The following is a 25,133-nucleotide window of genomic DNA, read 5'->3' on the forward strand; positions in this document are numbered from 1 at the left end:
TGAGTCATTTTCTAATAAAATCTAAACGGAAAGTGCAGAAAAAATCACCGAATACTCTCATTATTAGATTGAAATGGGTTACACTGAGCGAATGATAATAAGGAGGCAAGATGCATTGTCCTTTTTGTGGTGCAAACGACACCAAAGTAATTGATTCTCGATTGGTTGCTGACGGTCATCAAGTTCGCCGTCGTCGCCAATGTTTAGCATGCAACGAACGTTACACAACATTTGAAACTGCTGAATTAGTGATGCCACGCGTTATTAAAAGCAATGGTAACCGTGAACCTTTTAATGAAGATAAGTTATCTGGTGGTATTCAGCGGGCATTAGAAAAACGCCCAGTTAGTACAGACGATATCGAGCGTGCAACCAATAACATCAAATCCAAACTTCGCGCAACCGGGGAGCGTGAGGTGACATCGGAGATGATCGGTAACTTAGTGATGGAAGCATTAAAAGAGCTTGATAAAGTGGCTTATATTCGTTTTGCTTCTGTGTACCGTAGTTTTGAAGATATTCGTGAATTTGGCGAAGAGATCGCTAAGTTAGAGAAATAATCACGATTAGGCCGTAGTTATGTTTTCAGCGTTTGATCATAAGATGATGTCTCGGGCAATAGCCTTAGCCAAAAAAGGGCGATTTACGACGGCTCCCAATCCTAATGTTGGTTGCGTAATCGTAAACAATGGCCAGATTGTGGGTGAGGGTTTTCATTATCGAGCAGGTCTACCTCATGCTGAAGTTTTTGCCTTACGTGCGGCAGGTGATAAAGCGCGTGGAGCAACAGCTTATGTGACTCTTGAGCCTTGTTCTCATTATGGTCGAACACCACCATGTGCTCTGGCATTAATTGAAGCTGGGATCTCTCGTGTGGTTTGCGCCATGGTTGATCCCAATCCAAAAGTGGCAGGTAATGGGATTACTTTATTGCAAAATGCTGGGGTGACCGTTGAAGTTGGATTGTTAGAGCAAGATGCTAAAGCCTTAAATCTTGGGTTTATTAAAGCGATGCAAACCGGGATGCCCTATGTTCAGCTTAAAATGGCATCTAGCCTTGATGGACGAACGGCTTTGGCTAATGGTGAGAGTAAGTGGATTACAGGACCACAAGCTCGTGCCGATGTTCAGCAATTTCGAGCTCAAGCAGGCGCTATTTTATCAACCAGTGCGACCGTTATTGCTGATGACCCTTCAATGAATATTCGTTGGCAAGAGCTGCCTTTTTATATCCAACAACAGTATCCCCAATCCGAGTTACGCCTTCCCATTCGTGTGATTATTGATAGTCAAAATCGCTTATCACCAGATTATCAATTATTTCATCTTCCAGGTAAGACCCTACTTGCTCGTTGTGAACAAGGTGATGAAGTATGGCCCGATTCCGTAACGCAGCTCATTATTTCACGTACGTCAGATTCTTCTCAATTAGATTTACATGAGTTGCTACAACAACTGGTGAAGCTCGGTATTTATCATATTTGGGTTGAAGCTGGAGCCGGACTTGCTGGCGCTCTGGTACAAAATCAGCTCGTTGATAGCTTTATCTTATATCAAGCTCCTAAATTGATGGGAGCTGAGGCGCGTGGCGTGATGAATTTGCCTCAATTAACGGCAATGGATCAGGTCCCGAATGTCAGCATCTCTGATCTAAGAATGGTTGGTACTGATATTCGAATTACCGCAGATATTCATTCATCTTACGCGCCTAATTAAATCATCAAGGAACAACACATATGTTTACTGGCATTATTGAAGCTGTCGGTACGATTACCGCCCTGACCCCTAAAGGGGCTGATATCTCCGTTACAGTAGATTCAGGTAAATTAGATTTATCCGATGTAAAACTCGGTGACAGTATCGCGACAAATGGTGTGTGTCTGACGGTAGTGCAATTAACAGGCAAGGGATATGTCGCCGATTTATCCCTTGAAACGTTAAAAAGAACCGCATTTGCCAATTACAAAGCAGGGCAAGCCGTAAACTTAGAAAAAGCCATGTTGCCAACAACACGTTTTGGTGGGCATATGGTTTCTGGTCATGTTGATGCCGTTGCTGAAGTAATTGAACGCACTCATACCGGTCGTGCCATCGAATTTTGGATTAAAGCGCCAAGTCATTTAGCGCAATACATTGCTGAAAAAGGCTCGATTGCCATTGATGGTATTAGCTTAACGGTGAATGCGATTCGTGGTGATGAATTTAAATTGACCATTGTTCCTCATACTGCGGCTGAAACGACGATGGAATCGTTTAAAGTTGGACGTCAGATCAATATTGAGGTTGATGTTATAGCCCGTTATTTAGAACGTTTGATGCTTGGACCAAAGGCGGCAGAAAAAGAGCCAAGTGTCACTATGGATCTTCTAGCTCGCAGTGGTTTTTTAGGATAATCAGAACAGATTGGTATAGGTGAGAATATGGCTTTAAGTAGCGCACAAGAGATTATTGAAGATATTCGCCAAGGCAAAATGGTGATTTTAATGGATGATGAGGATCGTGAAAATGAAGGCGACCTTATTATTGCGGCAGAAAAAATCACTCCAGATGCGATCAACTTTATGGCAACTCATGGTCGTGGCTTGATCTGTCTAACCCTAAGCAAAGCGCGTTGTCAGAAGCTGAATTTACCTTTGATGGTCAAGGATAATACTGAGCAGTTTGGTACGCCATTTACCATTTCTATTGAGGCTGCTGAAGGGGTTACCACGGGTATTTCAGCTGCCGATCGTGCGACAACCGTACAAGCAGCAGTAGCCGCAGATGCGACCTCCGCTGATATCGTTATGCCTGGTCATATTTTCCCTCTGATGGCGCAAGAAGGTGGTGTATTAACTCGTGCAGGACATACTGAAGCTGGTTGTGATGTGGCTCGTTTAGCCGGACTTGAACCATCAAGTGTGATTGTTGAGATCTTAAATGAAGATGGCACAATGGCGCGCCGACCTCAGCTTGAAGTTTTTGCCGAAAAGCATGGTTTAAAGTTGGGTACAATTGCTGATCTGATTGAGTACCGCAATAATAACGAAACCACTATTGAACGTATTGCTGAGTGCCAGTTACCGACAGAATTTGGCGAATTTAAGATGGTGACTTACCGCGATAAAATCGATAACGCAATTCATTACGCGCTATCTAAAGGTGAGATCCATCAATCTGAACCTACGTTGGTTCGCGTTCATGCTCAAGATACTTTTAAAGATATTCTGCACAGTGGCGCAACTCAGTGGACGTTACCTTCTGCAATGGCTCGTATTGCCGCAGAAAATGGTGTCTTGGTGATCTTAAGTAAGCAAGAGAGCCAAGAATCTATCGTTGCTAAGGTGAAAAGTTTAGCTGCAGAAGCTGCTGGCCAACCTATGGTGAAATTTAACCCTAAAGCGCAATCTCGCCAAGTGGGTGTGGGGTCGCAGATTCTTGCTGATTTAGGCGTGGGTAAAATGCGTCTATTATCTTCAAGTAATCAGCGTTATCATTCACTATCAGGCTTTGGTCTAGAAGTTAGCGAATATATTTGCGAATAACTTTTAAACAATTGTTGGAGCGCAAGAGTTGAGTATTCACTCTGAAAGCATAGAAAAATTGAAAGTGTTTCTTTGCTCTTGCCGCTTTTTTACTATAAATCGTAACAATTCCGGTGAAACCTTGGCTTTGCCTAGCAGTTTTCAGTAAAAGTGTGATAGACTCCCGCGGTTTCTCATTCCGGAAAAAACACATAGTCACAGGAAGGCCCATGAAGGTAATTGAAGGCGCCATCGCGGCACCAAATGCAAAAGTTGCTATCGTAATTTCACGCTTCAATAGCTTTATTAACGAAAGCCTACTTTCAGGTGCACTAGATGCGCTGAAACGTCAAGGTCAGGTTAGCGATGACAATATCACTGTTGTTCGTTGCCCAGGTGCTTATGAACTACCATTAGTTGCACAACAAGTAGCGAAAAGTGATCGTTATGACGCTATCGTTGCTCTAGGTTCTGTAATCCGTGGTGGTACACCTCATTTTGATTATGTTGCCGGTGAGTGTAACAAAGGTCTAGCTCAAGTAGCTCTTGAGTACAATACACCTGTTGCTTTTGGTGTGTTGACTGTAGACTCTATCGAACAAGCCATTGAGCGTGCCGGTACCAAGGCTGGTAATAAAGGGGCAGAGGCTGCACTAAGCGCGCTCGAAATGGTGAATGTCCTGTCCCAAATTGAATCCTAATGGGGGTTAGTGTGAAACCAGCCGCGCGTCGTAATGCACGTCAGTTTGCTGTACAAGCAATTTATTCTTGGCAAATTACTCAAGGTGATATTGCTGATATCGAACAACATTTCCTTTCTGGCGATAAGTTCGAAGAAGAAGAACACCAAGCAGAAGCGCCTGTTCTTGCAGCGCCTCATACTGATGTTAACTACTTCCGTGATCTATTCACTGGTGTAGTACTAAACCATCAGGACCTAGATAGCAAAATGCGTCCATACTTGTCTCGTCCGCTTCAGGATCTAGACCAGATGGAACTTGCGCTTCTTCGTCTAGCAATGTACGAAATGGTTAAACGTGAAGACGTACCATTCAAAGTTGTTATCAACGAAGCAATCGAACTAGCTAAGCTATTCGGTGCTGAAGATAGCCACAAATTCGTTAATGGTGTTCTAGATAAAGCAGCACCATCACTTCGTAAAGATAAGTAATTTATCTGCGTACAGATTCGAATAATAAAAAGGCCAGCTTTGCTGGCCTTTTTTCTAGCTGTTTGAGAGACAAGGACCAGAATAATGGCTCGTAATGAATTTGAATTGATAACACGCTACTTTGAAAATCAGGCGGTAAATCGTAAAGATGTTACCCTTTCTATCGGCGATGATTGTGCTTTATTAGAAGTACCTGCTGGTTGCCATTTGGCGGTTAGTACCGATAGCCTTGTTGCGGGAACACATTTTTTAGCTGATGCCGATCCCGCTCTTGTGGCTCACAAAGCTCTCGCGTCCAACATTAGTGATTTAGCTGCAATGGGGGCGACTCCGGCGTGGGTCTCTCTGGCTTTAACAATGCCAGAGCCTGATGAAACTTGGTTAAGTGAGTTTTGTTGCGGCTTTTTTGCTTTAGCTGAATATTACAATATTGAGTTGATTGGTGGAGATACCACCAAAGGGCCGCTAAGTTTAACGTTAACGGTGCAGGGTTTTATTCCTCATGGTCAAGCACTTACTCGCCGAGGAGCGAAAGCTGGCGACTGGATTTATGTCACGGGTAACTTAGGAGACAGTGCGGCAGGCTTAGCCGTTATTTTAGGGCAAGAAAACGGTTTATCTTCTTCTCTTGCTGAAACATTAGTTCAGCGTCACTATATATCACAACCAAGAGTTTTAGCAGGCCAAGCGCTACGAGGCATTGCATCGGCGGCGTTAGATATCTCTGATGGACTCATTGCCGATTTAGGACATATTTTAAAGCAATCACAAGTTGGCGCTGAAATTGATGTGACAAAACTGCCCCTCTCTCCTGAATTACTGCAGTTTGCTGGACACAATGTAGAGCAAGCACAAAAGCTTGCACTGACCAGTGGTGAAGAGTATGAATTATGTTTTACTGTTCCTGAACATAATCGTGGCGCTTTAGATACAGCTCTGGCCCATGCAGGAGTAAAAGTAACTTGTATTGGACAATTAGTTCCAGCCCTAGGGGTTACACTAAAAAATTCTGATGTCGAACTTGATTGGCAGCTAACTGGGTGGGATCATTTTGCCCATCAAAATAATTGATATACGTTTTAGTAGAAAGATAAAAGGAAGAAAGCAGTGAGCAATCCCAAAGATTTAATTAAGCTGAGTAATCCTTGGCACTTATTAGCGACTGGATTTGGTAGTGGTTTAGCTCCGATTGTACCAGGTACGGTTGGTACGCTCGCTGCAATCCCCCTTTACTGGGTTTTAGCTCAGTTACCTTTTTTACTTTATCTATTGGCTATTGTGATTGCCGCGATTGTTGGTGTCACCATCTGCCAAAAAACTTCTGACGATATGAAAGTGCACGATCACGGCAGTATTGTTTGGGATGAGTTTGTCGGTTTTTGGATTACGATGGCCATTGCTCCAACCATTAGCTGGCAATGGATCTTAGCTGGATTTATTCTCTTTCGCTTTTTTGACATGTTAAAACCGTGGCCGATTAGTTGGCTCGATAAGCATGTAAGTGGGGGTTTTGGCATTATGATTGATGATATCGTTGCTGGTTTTATGGCAATGATCAGCCTATGGTTTGTTGGCTATTGGTTAGGTTTGTAATCTTTCACCAGAATCAAGAAATGAAAAAGAGCCTTGAAGTTGAAGTGACCCCCAATAGTTGGACTCCAATTATTGGGGGTCTTTTTATGTCCAAATATAGCCGAGTATTTAAGTGCTCTTAGAGCTAACTATCTGCTTTTTTTAGTAACCAAGCAGAAAGTTTTTGACTGAATGATGAGTTACCACTTAAAAGACGGCAAAGAACATAAGAAAATGCGAATGTTGGGAAAAACAGAACCGCGAGTACTTTGTATAAATTAGTTTGGCCTATTTCTAATTGTTCAAGGGTGACGATACAAAAGAACATCGCTGGGATACCAAAGTAACCCACTAATAGTAAAATTAATAGGGAATCGCTCATCATGATTGCCATCTGAATTAAACACGAACGTACTCTATCGCACTTTTTTACTCAGTGTTTTTCCGCTATAAAAAATTGAGGGTATGGGCTCAATTTAGTTTTATTCATACTAGTCTTAACAAAGGAGTTAGTAGTTAAGGACAGTAATGAAAAAGCTCATACTAGGGATAGGATTGCTTGTTGCAAGTTGTGTGGTTGCAAAGCCAACCCCCTCAACGCTAACAGCTTGGGTACTGACCGGAAGTTGGCAACATCCCGATAGTCAACATAGTCCCTTTACGACAATAGATAGCGTGAGAAAATGGGAAGCGACACAAACTGATATGGTATTTGGTAGTTTACAAGATTTGACTGCTAACAAAAATACGGTTGCTATTGGTTATATGTATGCCCATAAATTTGATTGTCGCCCAGATGAACAACTAGGATGGATTGCCGCTCGGGCTTATCAACAAGACATTCCCCTAGAAACCGCTTTTTTACATTATCAGCAAGACACAATTGTTGCTCTCCCTGACTTAAGTTCAGGGCTTCATTATCTGTTACAAGGTGAACCACTTCTTTCTCTGTATGTTCATCAACAAAATTACGCAACTGCTCGTTTACCGCTGCAAATACAAGCCGATGATCAACTGATCACTCATTTTGCTTATCCGATAACCTCACTCTTAGTTACTGCATCTAAACCGCCTCGCATTAGTATTCCAATTTTAGATGAGGACAGTGCGATAAAAGAGTGGCGAGAAATAACCATACAATGGCAACAAACTGATCAAGGATGGTTGGCACAGCTTAGTCGACCTTTTTCATTGTTGAATAATCGACCTATTTATCGGGGACGTTCTCTTAATACGGGTGATAAAAGCTTACAAGCGGGTTTTCGCCCTTGGAGCTTACAACTTACGTGGTCTGAGCCAACTCAAGTTGAACGTATTGCAACTGAACCATGGTTAGAACTTGATAGTTATGATGAGCAAACTGTGATGGTTTTTCCTGGTTGGGATCAAGCCAATGATCGTGATAATGATGGTTATATCGATAGCAAAGAGTGGCAACAGCGAGCAAATAAAAAAGCCAGTGCTCGATTTCCTCATCAGGCACGTTTGATCCCCACCGGCAAAATGTGGAGTGGTAGCTGCTGGTATCGAACCAATTTTTCCGATGCTAAGTTTAATCAGATCCATGCTAGTTGGTATCAGTTTGATTGGCAGCGACAAGGTTTAAGTGGGGCGTATAACGATGATATGGCAAAACTGCTTGGCAAGAATCAGTTTACGCTATTTCAAGGCGGTCTAATCCGCGAAATGGCTCCTCTCATTGCAGGAGAACTGGATGCTGAGCAGAAATATGGTCAGCAATTAGCGCAATTTTTCACTGAGATAAAACATCAAACCAAAACCCAGTATTTAGCGGCTAATATTTCTGAGTTAAATCTATGGCAATACCAAGCTTGGCCGCAAGAGTTAAAGCAAGTCGTGAATGTTTGGTTACGAGAGCACTATCTATATCCGACGATAGGGTTAGCTCAATTGCAACATTATTGGGAGCATTTTGCGTTAGTGGCTCAGGGAAATATCAGCTTAGTTATGAGTTCGACTAAGACGGGTTTAAGTCAACAGCACCCATCACAACGGCAGGCTTGGCAACAAGATATCACCACAGGCCTTGCGCTCTATTATTTGTTCAATGTTCCACAACAGACCTATTACCACAGTTGGAATCAAACCTTTGTTTATGGCAGTGGCAATACGAAATTTAATCCACAAAGTCCAGTTAGTTCAACGTGGTATCAATCGGGTGTCCCTAAAAATTGGGCTTATTATCCGCAACATATGTTAGCGGTTGATATTGGTGAGCCTACGTTGCCTCCAGATGGCTATCGGTTAGTGAAATGGGTTTCAGAAAAAGCGAAAGCTAACAGTCAAGATACTCAACTAGGTACGATTTCAATTTATCCCTCACATTGGTTTTGGTTGAAACGTGATGGCTGGTGGGATGATATACCCAAAGAAGGCGTGATTGCGCGTCAATATAGCAAAGGATTGGTTTTATATCGCGCGAGTCGAGAGGCTAAGCAGTCTAGTTTTTACCAAGTAGAACCAATAAATATAGAACTGCCAGAGCTATATCAACGGATTAATTTTGATGGGACCTTGTCGCCAGCAAGCCAACAAATTTCAATCAAAGGTTATGAAGGGATTGTGCTTAAACGTTATGACGGTACAGAGCCTTAAATGGAAGGTTGCCGTTTGTTTCTGCAAGGAGATAGTAAAAAAGAAAGTAGAGGTAAAAAAAGGCTTACCCCAAATGAAGTAAGCCTTAATGACAGGGTAAATATCAGTGGTAATTATTTTGCTAGATATTCACGGATCTGTTTCTCAATACCAGGACCATCAATTTCCAGCATTTGATGCAGCTCGGCTTGAGTACCTTGTTCAATAAATCGATCTGGCAAACCGATATTGAGTACTGGCTTAATCTGCTTTTGCTGCATTAGAAATTCAATCACGCCTGCACCAGCACCACCGGCAATGGCATTTTCCTCAACAGTAACAAGGACGTCATGAGTCGCGGCAAGTTCGAGGATTAACGCTTCATCTAATGGTTTTACAAAGCGCATATCAGCAACAGTCGCATTTAGGTTTTCAGCGGCCTCTAAAGCATACTCAAGCATAGTACCAAAGTTTAAAATTGCGACTTTTTCACCTTGGCGGCGCACAATACCTTTACCGATTTCAAGTTCAGTCATCTCTTGCTGAACATCAACGCCCATACCACTACCACGTGGATAGCGAACAGCAGATGGTCCTTGATGTTTATGACCAGTATAGAGCATTTGACGACACTCATTTTCATCACTTGGTGTCATGATGACCATATTAGGAATGCAGCGCATAAAGCTTAGATCGAACGCACCTTGGTGAGTCTGACCGTCGGCACCGACTAGTCCACCACGATCAATCGCGAACATGACCGGAAGATCCATAATGGCAACATCATGAATTAATTGATCATAACCACGCTGCAAGAAGGTTGAATAGATGGCAACGATCGGGTGGTAACCACCAATAGCCATACCTGTAGCTAGAGTGACGGCATGCTGCTCGGCGATAGCAACATCAAAATACTGTTCTGGATACTCTTTGGAAAAACGAACCATACCAGAGCCTTCACGCATGGCAGGAGTGATGGCCATCAGCTTGTCATCTTGTGCTGCCATATCGCATAACCAATCACCAAAAATATTGGAAAAGGTTGGTTTTGCATTTTTTGCTTTCGGTAGCGGTTTTTCTGATAGATCAAACTTAGGTACAGCATGATAATTAATCGGATCGGCCTCTGCTGGTGCATAGCCTTTCCCTTTCTTGGTCATAATATGTAAGAACTGAGGACCTTTAAGATTTTTCATATTCTTAATGGTTTTAACTAGCTCATGAATATCGTGACCATCGATAGGGCCGATGTAATTAAAGCCCATTTCTTCAAATAAAGTCCCAGGTGCTACCATACCTTTGATATGTTCTTCGGCACGTTTAACCATTTCTTTGATTGGTGGCGCACCTGCGAGTACTTTCTTGCCACCTTCGCGAATAGAAGTGTAGAAATTACCAGACAGTAAACGGGCTAGGTGATTATTTAGAGCTCCGACATTTTCTGAAATCGACATCTCATTATCATTCAAGATAACAAGCATATCTGAATGAATATCGCCAGCGTGGTTCATTGCTTCGAAAGCCATACCCGCAGTAATTGCACCATCACCAATGACGCTAACTACCTTACGACCAAGCCCTTCTTTTTCGGCGGCAATAGCCATACCAAGAGCGGCGCTAATCGAGGTTGAAGAGTGACCAACAGACAAGACGTCATACTCGCTCTCTTCTCGCCATGGGAACGGGTGAACCCCTCCTTTTTGGCGAATGGTATTCATGCGTTCGCGACGACCCGTTAGAATTTTATGTGGGTACGCTTGATGGCCTACGTCCCAAATTAGATGATCAAATGGGGTGTTGTAGACGTAATGCAGAGCAACAGTAAGTTCTACCACCCCTAAGCCAGAAGCAAAATGTCCACTGGTTTGACTAACAGATTTCAGTAAGTAAGTGCGTAATTCGTCACAGACTTGCGGAAGACTGTCGATGGGTAATAGTCGTAGTTCATCTGGCGTATCTGCTAAGGCCAAATGGGGGTATTTCGAGATGTCTAAAGTCATAACTGTTCGGCGCTTGTACTTATTTTAGTTCTTACGTTCGATAAGATAACGAGCAAAAACTTCTAACTGAGTTGTGTCATAAGGAATGGCTTCAAGTGCTTGTACGGCTTCTTGATAGAGTTGCTGCGCTTTTTGTTGCGCTCCCTCTAGACCAAGTAAAGCAGGATAAGTGCTTTTATCAAGAGCAATATCTGAACCTTGTGGTTTGCCTAGCGTTTCAGTGTCACTAATAACATCTAGGATATCGTCTTGAACTTGGAATGCTAACCCAATTGCCTCTGCATATGTGTTAAGTTGAGGTAATATCTCCAAACCTTTTTCGCCTGCGGCAAGAGCCCCTAGACGGACAGCACAGCGAATGAGTGCTCCAGTTTTATGCTTATGTATCTGTTCTAACTGGGTTAATCCCAGATGTTTTCCTTCACCATCAAGATCTAGGGCTTGTCCCATACACATACCGGCAGCCCCGGATGCTTGTGCGAGCTCTTTTATCATCTTGATGCGTTGTGATTCGCCATCAATACTTAATGTACCTTCAGCGAGAATTTCAAATGCCAAGGTTTGTAAAGCATCGCCAGCAAGAACGGCGGTCGCTTCATCAAAAGCAATATGGCAAGTTGGTTGTCCTCGACGTAACTCATCATCGTCCATCGCAGGCAGATCATCATGAATGAGAGAATAGGCATGAATGCATTCAATAGCTGCGGCTGGAGTATCAAGGTTTTCCTCATTGACTCCGAGCATATTACCTGTGACATAAGTCAAAAATGGACGAACTCGTTTACCACCAAGAAGCGCACCGTATTTCATCGCTTTAAGTAGTGTTTGGTTAGCAAAAGGTTGAGCATCTAACCAATGGGTTAGTTGCTGATTATTTCGCTCTTGATAATGCTGTAATAATTGCAGAAGAGAAGAATTAGTCATCATTTACATCAAATTCGGTCAAAGGAGCTTCATCGTCTGCTTGTAGCAAGATTTCGACACGTTGTTCGGCTTGAGTGAGTTTCTGTTGGCTGCTACGAGCAAGGGCAATACCTCGTTCGAATTTTTTTAATGCGTCTTCTAGAGCAATATTGCCTGACTCTAACTCATTTACAATTAAGTCTAGTTCGTCAAGCGCCTCTTCAAAGGCCATATTTTCTGGTTTTTTAGCTGCCATATTGATGCTCACTATTTTCTAAGTGCACGAAAAATAACGTAGAGACTGATTAGCGTCAAATTATCTCACAGTATTGTGCTTCATATATAGGAATTTTCATATTTTGCCACAAGAAAGCTAAATGAAATGAGAAAAGTGCCGATACTCCTACAGAGATAAAATTTTTGACGCGCAATTGCTGTTTTTTTATCCCAATGGATATGAAATTGCGTACACAGATAGGGTTTTGAGGTGGATTTGTGGATTTAGCTACCCTTATAGGCATGCTAGGTGCATTTGCTTTTATTGTAATGGCGATGCTGCTTGGTGGCAGTCTAGGTATGTTTTTTGATATGCCGTCAGTCCTTATTGTGTTTGGCGGTACAACATTTGTTGTGCTCATGAAATACAGTATTGGTCAGTTTCTTGGAGCTGCAAAAATTGCCGCTAAAGCCTTCATGTACAAAACGGATAATCCAGAAGAGCTAATCGCTAACATTGTAGAAATGGCCGATGCTGCTCGTAAAGGCGGCTTTTTAGCGCTAGAAGAGATGGAGATTGAGAATCCTTTTTTGCGCAAGGGCATTGATTTATTAGTTGATGGACACGACGCCGAGGTAGTTCGAGCGACATTACAAAAAGACATCTCGCTTACTCATGAGCGTCATGAGCAGGGGATTGGTATTTTCACATCATTTGCTGATGTGGGTCCTGCGATGGGGATGATTGGTACCTTAATCGGCTTAGTTGCGATGCTGTCGAATATGGATGATCCTAAATCGATTGGTCCTGCTATGGCTGTTGCCTTATTAACCACGCTCTATGGTTCAATCCTTGCCAACATGGTTGCACTCCCTATCGCTGATAAACTCTCACTTCGTAAAGATCAAGAAAGGCTTAACCGCCGATTGATTTTAGATGGTGTTTTAGCCATTCAGGATGGTCAAAACCCACGAGTGATTGATGGGTATTTGAAAAACTACCTGCATGAGAAAAAACGCGTTACGGCAATGGATCTATAAGGTCAGTTCATGGAAATTGAAAGCAGCAAAAAACAGAGTGGGGCGCCAGCTTGGATGGCTACATTTGCCGATCTTGCGACCTTGTTAATGTGCTTTTTTGTCTTACTTCTTTCGTTTTCTGAAATGGATGTAATGAAGTTTAAACAGATTGCCGGCTCAATGAAAAACGCCTTTGGTGTACAAAATCTATTGGATATTAAGGATATTCCTAAGGGTACTAGTGTGATCGCGCAAGAGTTTAGACCAGGTCGACCTGAGCCTACGCCAATTGAAGTAATTATGCAGCAGACCATTGATATGACCCAAAGAACATTGGACTTTCATGAAGGTGAGTCCGATAAAGCTGGTGGTACCGAACGCTCTGCTGGCACTCTCACTGGTGGGCAAGCTGATAAGAAAAATAAAACTCAGCAACAAGATCAAGACCAAAATGCCTCGGACTCTCTTAAGCAACTAGAAAAAGTGCTCAATAAGGCGATAGAGCGAGAAATTGAAGAGGGTAATGTTGAGATCGAAAACTTTGGCCAACAATTGGTTATTCGAATCAAAGAGCAAGGCGCATTTCCTGAAGGTTCGGCGTTTCTTCAACCTAAGTTTCGTCCGCTTGTACGCCAAGTTGCCAGTTTGGTAAAAGATGTACCTGGTATTGTTCGAATTAGTGGTCATACGGATGATCGCCCTGTTGAATCCGAGTTATATCGTTCTAATTGGGATATTTCGGCCCAGCGTGCGGTGTCAGTTGCGCAAGAAATGGCAAAAGTCACTGGTTTTGATCAGCATCGGATGCGAGTGGTGGGATTGGCTGATACTGCACCTATTGCCAGCAATGATACGGCTGAAGGGCGCAAGCGTAATCGTCGAGTTGAGATTTCTATTATGCAAGGTAAGCCTTATTATTCCGATCCCATTAGTGTTGACTCGGTTCCACCCATGACAGCTGAGCACACTCAATAGATATTCACGGCAACGAAAAATATCATCTATAGTAAATTGAGATGGTATCAACCGTGTTAATTATGAAACAAACGGTTATCGGGTTAATGCGGTTTCTATGAGCTGAACCATGCTGTATAATCCACGGTTTTGATTCCGTTTAGTACTTTAAGCTCAGTGAAGCGAAGCGTGTTATGAAATTTATTGTTAAGCCCCATCCAGAGATCTTTGTTAAAAGCGATTCAGTACGTAAGCGCTTTATTAAAATTTTAGAATCTAATCTTCGTATTATTCTAAAACGTCAATCTGACACTGTATCGATTTACAACCGTCGTTTTCACCTAGAAGTGACTGAACCTGATACGGCAAAGCGCGAAGCTATTGTTGCAACGCTAACCCAGACACCAGGTATTCATCATGTACTTGAAGTTCAGCAAACGGAATTTAAAGATCTTCATGATATTTATGAGCAAACTTTTGCTCTAGTTGCGCCAAACCTTGAAGGTAAAACATTCTGCGTTCGTGCTAAACGTACTGGTCAGCATGACTTTACCTCTATTGAGTTAGAGCGTTACGTTGGTGGCGGTTTAAATCAGAATATTGAAACTGCACGCGTTAAGCTTAAAAACCCAGATGTAACTGTTAATATCGAAGTTGAGCGTGAGAACCTAAACTTAGTGCTTGAGCGTCATGAAGGCCTTGGTGGTTTCCCTCTAGGTACTCAAGAAGATGTACTAAGCCTTATTTCAGGCGGTTTCGACTCAGGTGTTTCTAGCTACCTACATATTAAGCGTGGCTCAAAGGTTCACTACTGTTTCTTTAATCTAGGTGGTCCTGCGCACGAAATCGGCGTAAAACAAGTTTCTCATTTCCTTTGGAACAAATACGGTTCCTCTGCCAAAGTGAAATTTATCGCAGTAGATTTTGAGCCTGTTGTTGCAGAGATCCTTGAAAAAGTAGATGACGGCCAAATGGGTGTGGTGCTTAAGCGCATGTTTATGCGTGCAGCAGGTCAGGTCGCTGAGCATTTTGGTATTCAAGCCCTAGTTACTGGTGAGGCGTTAGGTCAGGTATCGAGTCAAACTCTGACTAACCTACGTCATATCGATGGTGTTACAGATACATTGATTCTGCGTCCTCTGATTAACTGGGATAAAGAAGATATTATCAATATGGCTCGTCACATTGGTACGGAAGATTTTGCCAAAACCATGCCTGAATTCTGTGGTGTGATCTCGAAAAAGCCGACGGTTAAAGCGGTAAAAGAGAAATTGGAAACAGAAGAAGCGAAGTTTGATTTCTCTATTCTTGACCGTGTAGTGAAAGAGGCGCGTGTAATGGATATTCGCGACATCGAGAAACAGAGCCAAGAGCAAGCTCCAGAAGTTGAATTAGTATCAGAAATCGCAGGCGGTGCTGTGGTTCTTGATATTCGTAGCCCTGATGAAGAAGATGAAAGCCCATTAGAAATCGATGGTGTTGAAGTTAAACATCTTCCATTCTACAAGTTGGCGACTCAGTTTGGCGATTTACCACAAGATAAGACTTACCTACTGTACTGTGCACGTGGCGTGATGAGCCGACTACAAGCGTTATACTTAAAAGAAAACGGTTTTGATAACGTTAAAGTATATCGTCCGTAAAATAAGTCCGGCAGATAGCTAGATTTAGCAGAATAATAAAAGGCGAGAGCAGTGATTGTTTCTCGCCTTTTTCATTTTCGCTATTTCGTTATCTCTAGATACAATTTTGTACAGTTAACTTGGTTGTATCGTTAACTTGGTTATATGGTTAACTTATTATGAGTTATGGCCAGATGGTAAAACATCGTAGTGCATGTTTGGCCACACAACCATAGGGCCTGCAACCTCTGCAGCTTTTGCCTTTCCTGCCAGTTGGACAATAATTTCTAACGCAAACTCTTGTGAAGTCCCCGGACCTTGGCTAGTCAGTAGATTATGATTTTTGTCGTAAACCACACGTTTAGTACGCAGTTGTGCGGCAGGAATTGCATCATGAAAAGCTGGATGGCAGGTCATTATCGCCTTTGGCATCATATTATGGTGAACCAGTACAAGAGCGGGAGCTGCACAAATAGCCGCAATAAGTTTACCATCATAATGGTGCTGCTCTACGAATGCCGTTACTAAATCACTATCTCGGAAGCATTCAGAGCCCCCTAATCCGCCGGGTAAAACCACACAATCAAAGGGTTGATCTGCAATATCAATTAATGGCACATCAGCAACTAATTTTATGCCACGAGATCCTTCTACGATCAAAGCGCCATCACCCGCTGCACTTGCGGTAGTCACAGTAAATCCTGCGCGACGCAAAATATTGATGCTATTTACCGCTTCCATCTCTTCTGTTCCCGGTGCGATAAGAACGACAACATGAGGCGTTGAGTTAGTCATGATAGTGGTGCTCCAATTGTTTTATCTGCTGCCAAAGCTTCTCATTATAAGGAGAGGCAATGTGATGACGGCGTGCTGTTTCTATGAGATATCCCGTAATATAGTCGATTTCAGTGGTTCGGTGGTGAAAAACATCTCGGTTCATGGATGAGTAATTCGCTTGTGTTGCTAAAATCACCTGATTAACTCGAGTTAGCAGCTCTTCTGTTGTGATGGGCTCGACCTCTTGACTCATCACCTGTGCAACCTCATGGCAAATTGCTGTGATTTGTTGCTGATGTTCAGCTGAGTCTAATTGACCATTAGTACATTGATAAATCGCAGTTAGAGGGTTAATAGCACAATTGATGGCAAGCTTTAGCCATAAAGGTTCAAGAATATTTGGATGATAATGGCAAGGTGGCAAAACGTGATGAAATTGCTGTGCCCAATCGGCTACTTGTTGTTGCTCGCCTTGCAAAAGCCCTAACCATGTTTGACCAATACCAGTATGAGTTACAATATCATGTTGCTTAAAAGCCGCTTGAGCTGTGGTGGCGTAAGCGATGGTGTGATGGGGAAACAGTTGGGTTATGGAGTGCTGAGTCCCCATGCCATTGTGCATAATAACAACCAGGCTAGTTGGTTTGATATCTTGATAAATAGGGCGTAGTGCATCAATAACTTGAAATGCTTTGACCGTCACTAAAACAAGATCGCTTTGACGGAGCCATTCTTGGTTATTAGCCGGAAGCTGTAGAGGTTGTGATGACTTGGATGCATCATGAGGCTTAAAGGCCAGTGAGTAGTGTGGTTCATCGGTTCGAGTCCACATTTGCACTGAGTGGTGCTGGCTTAGTTGATGTCCCCACAGTGAGCCAATAGCTCCAGCGCCAACAATGGTGATTTTCACTATTTCGATCCTTTTCTGATGCACGATTAAATAGAAACTATATCCAGATAACTTCATAGCTTGAAGTCGTTTAGGAATATATGATTGCATGAGAAAAACAGAACTTCTAGATAAACAAAAGGCGCTCAATGAGCGCCTTAGTAGCATGTTGCTTTCGACAATTAGAACTTGTAAGTAATATCGAAGTAGTGAGCAACGCCTGTAGATTCGAATGCATCAGTATCTTTGATACCGTATACATTGTAGTAAGCTTTTAGGCCGTAACCTACAGCAAAACGCTCAGAGTGCCAGTAAAGGCCGTTAAACATTGCGCCACCGTTACTTGCTGAAGAGTACTTATCTTTCATACCAAATTGGTAATCGATGTAGCCTTGGTAAGATAGGAATGTACCGTTAGCAAATGTGTAGAAAGGTTTAAACCAGTTAGTTGAGATCTGGTAACCGTTCCAGTCTTTGATATTTGCATCATATAGACCGTATAGGTTTAGGCCAATTTTACCTAACCATGGTACATTTACATCAGAACCAAGACCGATGAAGTAGTTATTAACACCACCATTATTGCCACCCCAGTTCATCAAAGTTGCGATATAAAGTTCTTGAACTGGACCGAAAGAAAGGTCTTTACCTGTCATGCCATCTAGAGAGAAGCGAGGTGCAAACTTCATGAACATTTTGTCGTCTGAACCTGACTTATCTTGGCTGTCAGAATTTGTTAGGTTGAACACATCAACATAGCCGTAAAGGTCGATAACACCCGAGCGACCGCCGAATTCCATTTCTAAGTAATCGTGACCAGAATGTGCATCTTTCGCACGAGGAAGTTCGCCAAGAGCATACATCAGGTTGAAGTTCATCCACTTGTAGTCATTCTTGTGGATATCGTCAGAATAGTCTGCTGCATTAACTACAGATGGTAGGGCTGTTGCTGCTAAAACGCTCAGTGCTACTAGTGATTTACGCATGGTTGTGTTCTCGCTAATTGTGTCGAATTATCGGGTCTATCGCTGGCCTCCCGATTTGTGGAGTGAATTCTAGTGCTTTATGTCACTCTTGGGAATGTAACGTTTGCGCAAACCTTTGCAAAATGTGAAGTTGATCTAATGTAATCGATTTCATTTGGTCATTAAATGTGATCTAAAGTGTTATTTTTTGTACTTTGTGAACGATTTTTCTGAACTTAATTAGAAATTGTTAGTCGCGTGAGAGGAAAAATACGTTTTTTTAGCAATAAAAGTCATAAAAAAAGAGGAGGGTTATTTCTGTTCAACAGATTTCCTCCTCTTCGATTATCAACCAATAAGACTGGGTTATTCTTAATCTGAATGAGTCATGGGTTGGTGATAGTTTTTATTAGACAACACTTTGATCAATGCTAAGACGGGAATACCTATTAGAGCTGTGGTTAAGAAGAAAATATTGTAGCCAAAATGGTCGACATAGATGCCAGAAAAGCCTGCTATAAACTTCGGAAATAGCATCATGATTGAGCTAAACAGTGCATACTGAGTTGCAGAGAAGGCAACATTGGTTAAGCTCGACATAAAAGTAACAAAAGCGGCTGTTGCAATACCTGCACCTAAATTATCGGCTGAAATAACCAAAGTTAGCATTTCAAGGTTGTTACCCATGTAGGTAAAGACCATAAACAGTAGGTTAGTAATGGCTGATAAAAGGGCGCCTAAAGCAAGAATGCGGAGTGTGCCAAATTTACTGACTAAAATACCCCCGAGCCCTGCGCCAACTAAAGTCATAATGACCCCAAACACTTTTGATACCGAGGCTACTTCTGTTTTAGTAAAGCCCATATCTACATAGAAAGCGTTCGACATCACCCCCATAACCACATCCGATATTCGATAACAGCTGATAAGCAATAAAATGGTAATTGCACTGGTACCATAACGACTGAAGAAATCTTTAAACGGCATAACAGCTGCGGTGTAGAACCAAGCACCTAATTTTGCCGTTTTATGGCTATATCCGCGTTGTTTTAACGTGATAAAACATTCATCTTCAATTTTTGCAATGGCTTGAGTATCCAGAGTCGGCTCGTGAATACAAAGAGTTGTAATGATCCCGACCAACATGAAACCCGCCATGATGAAATAGGCGATTTGCCAGCCATGGGCGTTGTAACCGCTATCGCTACCAAACCAAGCCGCAAAAGCAAGCGCACCAGCTCCCGCCATAATCATAGCAAGACGATAACCAGTCATATAGGTAGCAGCAAGAGCCGCTTGAAGACGCTCTGTTGCCAATTCAATACGGTAGGCATCAATAACGATATCTTGGGAGGCAGAAGCAAAGGCAACAATGACGGCAAAAATGGCCAATTGCGCCAAATCTGTTTGTGGATTACTCAATGCCATACCGCAAAGTGAGAGCATAATAAGTAGTTGACTAAATAGCATCCAGCCACGGCGGCGACCGAGCAAATGACAAAATAATGGTACTGGGAAGCGGTCTATAAGCGGTGACCAGATCCATTTAAAGCCGTAAGCTAGAGCAACCCAACTAAAGAAACCGATACTCGTTCGACTGACATCAGCTTCGCGCAGCCAAAAGGATAAGGTCCCAAAAACTAATAGGATAGGGAGTCCCGATGAGAATCCCAATGCCAACATAATTAACGCTTTGGGATTGAGATAAACACGCCAACCTTGGTCTTTATTTATCTGTGATATTTGATCCATACATTCCCCGTGCAGCAAATGGTGCTGCAAAGATTTGGTTGTGGTTTGACTATAAGTACATAGACAAAGATTATAAAAAAAGATTCTTAGAGTTGTGCTAATCCATTGTCAAACTGTGTAGCGATTAAGGTCTGATGGCAGGAAGCTTAGTGACGTAATCTTCTAAGCCTAATAGATAATGGGCGTAGTGTTTGACTTGATGTTGGGTAAATTTATGTCCTAACAACTGGTAGTCTTCAGATCTTTCTAATGTATACATTAAATTCCAATAGGCCGATTCATAATCACTATTGGGTTCATTTGATAGCACATTAAGTTGCCACCAATCTTGTAATTGCTCAGTACAAATATTTTCTAAAGCTTGATAATCAATTTTACCTTGAATAACACCTAAAGCGGTTAGTGCTAAGGCTGGTGCATGATCTGAGACAAAATGGTCGATATCTGTATCTGCTGATTGATTGGATGAAATGAGTTTCAACATAAGCACCACCTCTTGTGAAATAACTAAGGTGGTGCTATTTCACTTATTGAATAACTTTCATTGCTTTAATAACTATAGGCTGTTGCGGGACATCTTTCATACCCATAGTTGGAATAGTTGTGGTCGGGATCTCAGCCATTTTTTTCACAACAGAGAAACCATCAACAACCTTACCAAATACAGCGTAGCCCGGATTATTGGCCGATGCATTCAAGAAATCATTGTTTGCATAGTTGATATAAAATTGGCGAGTCGCTGAATTTGGATTTGAAGTACGCGCCATAGCAACAGTTGCGGTGTCATTTTTTAAGCCGTTTGTTGCTTCATTAATAATGGCGGCATAGCTTGGTCTTTGCTTCATATTTTCATCAAATCCGCCACCTTGAGCCATAAAGCCTGGGATTACGCGATGAAAAATAGTACCTACATAACTGCCGTCTTTGACATATTTGAGGAAGTTAGCACTTGAGATAGGCGCTTTTTGCTCATTTAATTCAATGGTGAAGCTACCTAAGTTAGTGGTTACAAGCACTTTAGTTGCCGCACTAACAGGCAGTGCGATCATTAAACACAATGCAATGAAAAAACGTTTCATTATAAATTCTCCTTGAGATATTGATTTAGTTCAGCGTCCGTGGCGATATCGTGTAAAACAGAGCTGATCAGTTTGTCCATACTCTGCTGCATATCTTCTAAGCTGGCTTCTAATGGCGCTTCTTTACTCGCTTTACCTGAGTATTGTTTTACAAATTTGCCGTGGCTAGTTGTGACCGTTAGTGAAAGTTGCAGTGCGGTGTTCATTTGATATTTAACCAAACTTTGGTCAACGTTCACTTGTGCCGTTTGAATGGCTATGGTCATTTTATTTGAGCTCTGGCTTACCAGTTTAACCCCTTGCGATTGCAGTTGTTGACTCAAAGCTCGATGGAATACTTCCGTTAATGGCTGACGGCTTTGATAAGCATCAACATTTTTACGGCCAGAATCTACAATAGCAATGTACTTCAATTGACGAAGATCATTCACTTGCAGTTGCATTGGCTCTGACACATGCAATGACTGATGAGTCAGGGTTAATGTTGGCGTTAATGGAATGGTGGGCAGAGCAGTAGGTTGGCTCGCACACGCAGATAACAGCAAGGTTGCTAATGCAAGAAAGCTTATTTTTATTGTACTCATAAGGGTGAGGACTCCAGTTAAATTGGATTACTTTTCTGCTTGATAAATCACAAATTTCTTATTTTGAGCAATCACGGAAACTTTGCCAAAGACACGCTTTAATTTATCGTAGTAAGGAAGTTGACGATTACCAATAACAATCATCTGTCCCTTATATCGAAGAACTTTATGTCCGTCACAGAACATCTGCCATGCGATGTGGTCAGTAATCGCATTCTGCTGATGGAATGGAGGATTACAAAGTACCAAATCTGCACTATCAAAAGGAAAATCATCTAAGCAGTTACCGACCTTAACCGTTAATTGCTCAGGATTGGTCAGGTTATGATCTGCGTTTTCGCGGCAAGAGGCGCCGGCCATAAAACTTTCATCAACACAAATGACCTTTGCTTGTGGATTTAATTGCGCTGCTTTAATACCAATTACGCCATTACCACAACCTAAATCAATAATATCTTTATACTTTTCATTTTGTGGAATGTGATCCAGTAAGAATCGACCTCCGATATCTAAGCTCTCACCTGAAAAGACATTGGCATGATTGCTGATGGTCAATTGATGCTCCGGCACTGTCCAGGTTACAGGTTCAGGCAAAGCTTGAATTAGTGCTTTATTGACTTGGGTAAAAATAAGACGTGATTTTTTGACCGCTAAAGACGTTTTTGTTTCACCGAGGTATTTTTCAAACATCTTCAGTGTTGAAGTGTGAATATCTTTCGCTTTACCTGCCGTAATCACTTGGCAATCTTGTGGTAGTGCCTGACATAGTTGCTGTAATTGCCAACGAAGTAAACGCGTACTTTTTGGTAATTTTACTAAAACTAATTGTGGGTTGTGAGGCAGTTTATCTAAGCAAGAGAGTAGGGTTACTGGTGGCAGAGTATTTGCTGCGAGATTCTCTAAATGGCCTTGTTTAGCTACAAAAGAGTCCGTCATACTAATAACTGGAGCTTTATCAGCAAACCAACAGCTAAGTGCACCGAAACTGTCATTGAGTATTAGTATCGGACGTTCGGGGTCTAGAATTAGATCCTGAGTATGATTTATTAGATACTCATCTGCGGCATCCCATGCTTGCAGAGTTTCGTTTTTACGAGCAGGATAGCGACCCAATAATAAGGTACGATCGTGCAAAGAGAGCTCAAGTTTCATTCGCAATAGCTTTTAGGTATGTTAACAATCTGCTGCGTATTTTCGCAGAACATGCAGCTTGTGCAAAGTAAAGTCTCACCATAACAAAAACTATCAGCAAAAAGAGAAGTAAAATGATTAAAACTCAGATTGAAAATAAACTGCAGCAAGCATTTTCTCCCACCCATTTAGAGGTTATTAATGAGAGTTACATGCATCATGTTCCTGAGGGTTCCGAGAGCCATTTTAAGGTTGTTGTTGTCAGTGCATTATTTGAAGAGCAAAGACTGCTTGGTCGTCATCGTGCAATAAATAGTATTTTAGCTGATGAACTGGCTAATCATATTCATGCATTGGCGATTCATACTTATACGCCTGATGAGTGGTTACAGCAGCAAGAAGCTCCTCTGTCACCAAATTGCCGAGGCGGGTTTCACTTAGGGTAGATAAGACGACGCATTTATCGTTAGATTTATTCAAAATCGTGATTTTTTTCTAAAAGCTGTGCAGGTCATGGCTTTTTTTATCTGGATTCCTTGGCAAGCTTCATTCTCTTTTCTACCTAATACATATATCATTGGTTAATTAATGCACAGTTGAGATTTCAGCATAAATAGACAAAGTCGCAATTGTGAATTGTTATTAACAATAAGAGACAAAATAAAAACAATTAATACGATGTGGTTATTATTCACTTGTTGTAAATGTTTATTGCTTTGGTTGTTTTTGTTAATAGCTTGATTTAAGTGAAATGAAATTATTAAAACGAAATATTTTCACATTTGTGCGTTATGTCAAATTTATGGCTAAAGATTTCCCTTGTGTTTAAATGTTCGCTAGTTTTCGACTCGATTAAGACCGATTGGCATAGAAAAAACCTGTCATTTAGTGCTAGAATCGCGGGCTCAAAAATTACTTACACACTCTAAATGTGATTGTTAAGTTAATAGGATGTTGCGTTGTTGACGATGAAGTAGTCAACTTCGGACCAAGGAAAGTCGTGTCTTAATTGCGCAATAGAAAATTCTTTTTCCCGTTAATGTAGTGCAAGTGCGTATGATTACAATAAAAAAGGGTCTGGACCTTCCTATTTCAGGAGCTCCTACCCAGGCGATTAGCGATGGCCATGCCATCAACAAAGTCGCCTTGCTTGGCGAAGAATACGTGGGTATGCGTCCGACGATGCACGCTCGTGTAGGGGATGTTGTAAAAAAAGGTCAGGTTCTTTTTGAAGATAAGAAGAATCCGGGCGTGAAATTTACAGCTCCAGCTGCTGGCAAGGTTGCAGAAATCAATCGTGGTGCAAAGCGCGTGCTTCAATCTGTTGTGATTGAAGTAGAAGGCGATGAGCAAATCACGTTCAACCGTTATGAAGCGGATCAACTAGCTCAACTTGATCGTTCTGCGATTGTTGATCAACTAGTAGAGTCTGGTCTATGGACTGCGCTTCGTACTCGTCCTTTCAGCAAGGTTCCAGCAATTGATTCAGAAACAAAGGCTATCTTTGTTACTGCAATGGATACTAATCCTCTAGCTGCTAACCCTGAAATGATTATCCAAGAGCAAGCGGATGCGTTTGTTGCTGGTTTGACTGTTCTATCTCGTCTAACTAGCGATAAAGTTCATGTTTGTAAATCAGGTGCAAGCCTTCCTCGTTGTACTCAAGCTAACGTTGAAGAGCATGTTTTTGCGGGTCCACACCCAGCAGGTCTACCTGGTACTCACATTCACACGCTATTTGGTGCAGACGTAAACAACATTGCTTGGCATATCAATTATCAAGACGTGATTGCATTCGGTAAGCTTTTCCTAACTGGTGAGCTATTTACTGATCGCGTTGTTGCTATTGCAGGCCCTGCAGTAAACAAGCCACGTTTAGTACGTACTCAGATTGGTGCTTCAATTGAGCAACTAACTGATTCTGAACTAATGCCTGGTGAATTGCGTGTTCTATCTGGCTCTGTACTAAATGGTGTGAAGGCAGAAGGTCCACATGCATTCTTAGGTCGTTACCACCTACAGGTTTCGGCTCTTCGTGAAGGTTATGAGAAAGAGTTTTTAGGCTGGATTGTTCCAGGTAAAAATAAGTTCTCTGTAACTCGCACATTCTTAAGCCAATTCTTCAAAGGTCAGTTGTTCAATATGACAACGACTACGAATGGTAGTGAGCGTGCTATGGTGCCAATCGGTAACTACGAAAAAGTAATGCCATTGGATATCGAGCCAACGTTACTGCTTCGTGACCTATGTGCTGGCGACAGTGATAGTGCACAATTACTAGGCGCACTAGAGTTAGACGAAGAAGATCTAGCACTATGTACGTTTGTTTGCCCAGGTAAGTATGAGTTTGGTCCACTGCTACGTAACTGCTTGGACAAAATCGAGAAGGAAGGGTAATTC

The 25,133-nt window shown here is 42.0% G+C and carries 26 protein-coding genes; 14 read left to right on the forward strand and 12 right to left on the reverse strand.

Annotated elements, in window-relative coordinates; genetic code table 11:
- The first annotated feature begins 110 nt into the window (after positions 1–110).
- From nrdR to pgpA, 8 genes are all read left to right on the forward strand, one after another.
- Positions 111–560, forward strand: coding sequence for a transcriptional regulator NrdR (gene nrdR / locus WAX86_RS03790; protein ID WP_005300690.1), 450 nt, complete (start codon positions 111–113; stop codon positions 558–560).
- A 19-nt stretch (positions 561–579) separates the two neighbouring features.
- Positions 580–1,716 carry a bifunctional diaminohydroxyphosphoribosylaminopyrimidine deaminase/5-amino-6-(5-phosphoribosylamino)uracil reductase RibD gene (gene ribD, locus WAX86_RS03795; RefSeq protein WP_341489121.1) on the forward strand — a complete coding sequence of 379 codons (1,137 nt, stop codon included), beginning with the start codon at positions 580–582 and terminating at the stop codon, positions 1,714–1,716.
- A gap of 20 nt (positions 1,717–1,736) precedes the next feature.
- The gene (locus WAX86_RS03800) at positions 1,737–2,393 is read left to right on the forward strand and encodes a riboflavin synthase (RefSeq protein ID WP_005300686.1); all 657 of its coding nucleotides are present in this window, start codon (positions 1,737–1,739) and stop codon (positions 2,391–2,393) included.
- Positions 2,394–2,420: 27 nt separating this feature from the next.
- On the forward strand, positions 2,421–3,524 hold the full coding sequence (gene ribBA, locus WAX86_RS03805) for a bifunctional 3,4-dihydroxy-2-butanone-4-phosphate synthase/GTP cyclohydrolase II (protein WP_065170079.1): 1,104 nt from the start codon (positions 2,421–2,423) through the stop codon (positions 3,522–3,524).
- 209 nt (positions 3,525–3,733) lie between these two features.
- The gene (gene ribE / locus WAX86_RS03810; RefSeq protein WP_005300681.1) at positions 3,734–4,204 is read left to right on the forward strand and encodes a 6,7-dimethyl-8-ribityllumazine synthase; all 471 of its coding nucleotides are present in this window, start codon (positions 3,734–3,736) and stop codon (positions 4,202–4,204) included.
- Positions 4,204–4,674 carry a transcription antitermination factor NusB gene (gene nusB / locus WAX86_RS03815; RefSeq protein ID WP_065170081.1) on the forward strand — a complete coding sequence of 157 codons (471 nt, stop codon included), beginning with the start codon at positions 4,204–4,206 and terminating at the stop codon, positions 4,672–4,674. The genes ribE and nusB overlap by 1 nt, the downstream gene beginning before the upstream one ends.
- A gap of 84 nt (positions 4,675–4,758) precedes the next feature.
- Positions 4,759–5,745 carry a thiamine-phosphate kinase gene (gene thiL, locus WAX86_RS03820; RefSeq protein ID WP_341489122.1) on the forward strand — a complete coding sequence of 329 codons (987 nt, stop codon included), beginning with the start codon at positions 4,759–4,761 and terminating at the stop codon, positions 5,743–5,745.
- A 36-nt stretch (positions 5,746–5,781) separates the two neighbouring features.
- On the forward strand, positions 5,782–6,267 hold the full coding sequence (pgpA, locus tag WAX86_RS03825) for a phosphatidylglycerophosphatase A (RefSeq protein ID WP_065170083.1): 486 nt from the start codon (positions 5,782–5,784) through the stop codon (positions 6,265–6,267).
- Between the two features lie 124 nt (positions 6,268–6,391).
- On the opposite strand, the gene WAX86_RS03830 is transcribed toward pgpA, so the two are convergent.
- The gene (locus WAX86_RS03830; protein WP_138240897.1) at positions 6,392–6,631 is read right to left on the reverse strand and encodes a hypothetical protein; all 240 of its coding nucleotides are present in this window, start codon (positions 6,629–6,631) and stop codon (positions 6,392–6,394) included.
- A 143-nt stretch (positions 6,632–6,774) separates the two neighbouring features.
- Here WAX86_RS03830 and WAX86_RS03835 point away from each other — a divergent pair, with 143 nt between their 5' ends.
- A complete protein-coding gene (locus WAX86_RS03835; RefSeq protein ID WP_341489123.1) occupies positions 6,775–8,862 on the forward strand; it encodes a hypothetical protein in 2,088 nt (695 codons plus the stop codon).
- Between the two features lie 113 nt (positions 8,863–8,975).
- On the opposite strand, the gene dxs is transcribed toward WAX86_RS03835, so the two are convergent.
- Genes dxs through xseB form a run of 3 tightly spaced genes read right to left on the reverse strand, consistent with a single transcriptional unit; the run spans position 8,976 to position 12,000 of the window.
- Positions 8,976–10,841, reverse strand: coding sequence for a 1-deoxy-D-xylulose-5-phosphate synthase (gene dxs, locus WAX86_RS03840; RefSeq protein WP_036764291.1), 1,866 nt, complete (start codon positions 10,839–10,841; stop codon positions 8,976–8,978).
- A gap of 24 nt (positions 10,842–10,865) precedes the next feature.
- Positions 10,866–11,765: a (2E,6E)-farnesyl diphosphate synthase gene (gene ispA / locus WAX86_RS03845; protein ID WP_341489368.1), complete on the reverse strand. Its 900-nt coding sequence runs from the start codon at positions 11,763–11,765 to the stop codon at positions 10,866–10,868.
- Entirely contained in the window at positions 11,758–12,000 is a 243-nt protein-coding gene (gene xseB, locus WAX86_RS03850; RefSeq protein ID WP_005300667.1) for an exodeoxyribonuclease VII small subunit, read from the reverse strand. Before xseB ends, ispA begins: the two co-directional genes overlap by 8 nt.
- Before the next feature lie 239 nt (positions 12,001–12,239).
- Here xseB and pomA point away from each other — a divergent pair, with 239 nt between their 5' ends.
- From pomA to thiI, 3 genes are all read left to right on the forward strand, one after another.
- Positions 12,240–13,001: a flagellar motor protein PomA gene (gene pomA / locus WAX86_RS03855; RefSeq protein ID WP_341489124.1), complete on the forward strand. Its 762-nt coding sequence runs from the start codon at positions 12,240–12,242 to the stop codon at positions 12,999–13,001.
- Between the two features lie 9 nt (positions 13,002–13,010).
- Positions 13,011–13,955 (forward strand): flagellar motor protein MotB, encoded by a 945-nt coding sequence (locus WAX86_RS03860; protein WP_264954439.1) that lies wholly within the window; start codon positions 13,011–13,013, stop codon positions 13,953–13,955.
- Between the two features lie 173 nt (positions 13,956–14,128).
- Complete coding sequence (gene thiI / locus WAX86_RS03865) at positions 14,129–15,577, forward strand: tRNA uracil 4-sulfurtransferase ThiI (RefSeq protein WP_069530969.1); 1,449 nt, start codon at positions 14,129–14,131, stop codon at positions 15,575–15,577.
- Between the two features lie 156 nt (positions 15,578–15,733).
- On the opposite strand, the gene WAX86_RS03870 is transcribed toward thiI, so the two are convergent.
- From WAX86_RS03870 to WAX86_RS03905, 8 genes are all read right to left on the reverse strand, one after another.
- The gene (locus WAX86_RS03870; protein WP_065170089.1) at positions 15,734–16,351 is read right to left on the reverse strand and encodes a DJ-1 family glyoxalase III; all 618 of its coding nucleotides are present in this window, start codon (positions 16,349–16,351) and stop codon (positions 15,734–15,736) included.
- Positions 16,344–17,243, reverse strand: a complete 900-nt coding sequence (panE, locus tag WAX86_RS03875) for a 2-dehydropantoate 2-reductase (RefSeq protein ID WP_341489125.1) — start codon at positions 17,241–17,243, stop codon at positions 16,344–16,346. The genes WAX86_RS03870 and panE overlap by 8 nt, the downstream gene beginning before the upstream one ends.
- A 161-nt stretch (positions 17,244–17,404) precedes the next feature.
- Positions 17,405–18,208, reverse strand: coding sequence for an outer membrane protein OmpK (locus WAX86_RS03880; protein ID WP_005300650.1), 804 nt, complete (start codon positions 18,206–18,208; stop codon positions 17,405–17,407).
- A gap of 351 nt (positions 18,209–18,559) precedes the next feature.
- Positions 18,560–19,939: an AmpG family muropeptide MFS transporter gene (locus tag WAX86_RS03885; protein ID WP_238070383.1), complete on the reverse strand. Its 1,380-nt coding sequence runs from the start codon at positions 19,937–19,939 to the stop codon at positions 18,560–18,562.
- A 124-nt stretch (positions 19,940–20,063) separates the two neighbouring features.
- A complete protein-coding gene (locus WAX86_RS03890) occupies positions 20,064–20,423 on the reverse strand; it encodes a hypothetical protein (protein ID WP_036764288.1) in 360 nt (119 codons plus the stop codon).
- Positions 20,424–20,466: 43 nt separating this feature from the next.
- Entirely contained in the window at positions 20,467–21,018 is a 552-nt protein-coding gene (locus tag WAX86_RS03895; RefSeq protein WP_065170094.1) for a peptidylprolyl isomerase, read from the reverse strand.
- Complete coding sequence (locus WAX86_RS03900; RefSeq protein ID WP_341489126.1) at positions 21,018–21,602, reverse strand: YajG family lipoprotein; 585 nt, start codon at positions 21,600–21,602, stop codon at positions 21,018–21,020. Before WAX86_RS03900 ends, WAX86_RS03895 begins: the two co-directional genes overlap by 1 nt.
- Positions 21,603–21,629: 27 nt before the next feature.
- Positions 21,630–22,754, reverse strand: coding sequence for a methyltransferase (locus WAX86_RS03905; RefSeq protein ID WP_065170095.1), 1,125 nt, complete (start codon positions 22,752–22,754; stop codon positions 21,630–21,632).
- Positions 22,755–22,867: 113 nt separating this feature from the next.
- Here WAX86_RS03905 and bolA point away from each other — a divergent pair, with 113 nt between their 5' ends.
- Positions 22,868–23,179 (forward strand): transcriptional regulator BolA, encoded by a 312-nt coding sequence (gene bolA, locus WAX86_RS03910; protein ID WP_341489127.1) that lies wholly within the window; start codon positions 22,868–22,870, stop codon positions 23,177–23,179.
- Between the two features lie 610 nt (positions 23,180–23,789).
- Positions 23,790–25,130, forward strand: a complete 1,341-nt coding sequence (locus WAX86_RS03915) for a Na(+)-translocating NADH-quinone reductase subunit A (protein WP_069530975.1) — start codon at positions 23,790–23,792, stop codon at positions 25,128–25,130.
- The last annotated feature ends 3 nt before the right edge of the window (positions 25,131–25,133 follow it).

The sequence above is a fragment of the Photobacterium damselae subsp. damselae genome, from assembly GCF_038086725.1.
In the GTDB taxonomy this organism is placed as follows: Bacteria; Pseudomonadota; Gammaproteobacteria; order Enterobacterales; family Vibrionaceae; genus Photobacterium; species Photobacterium damselae.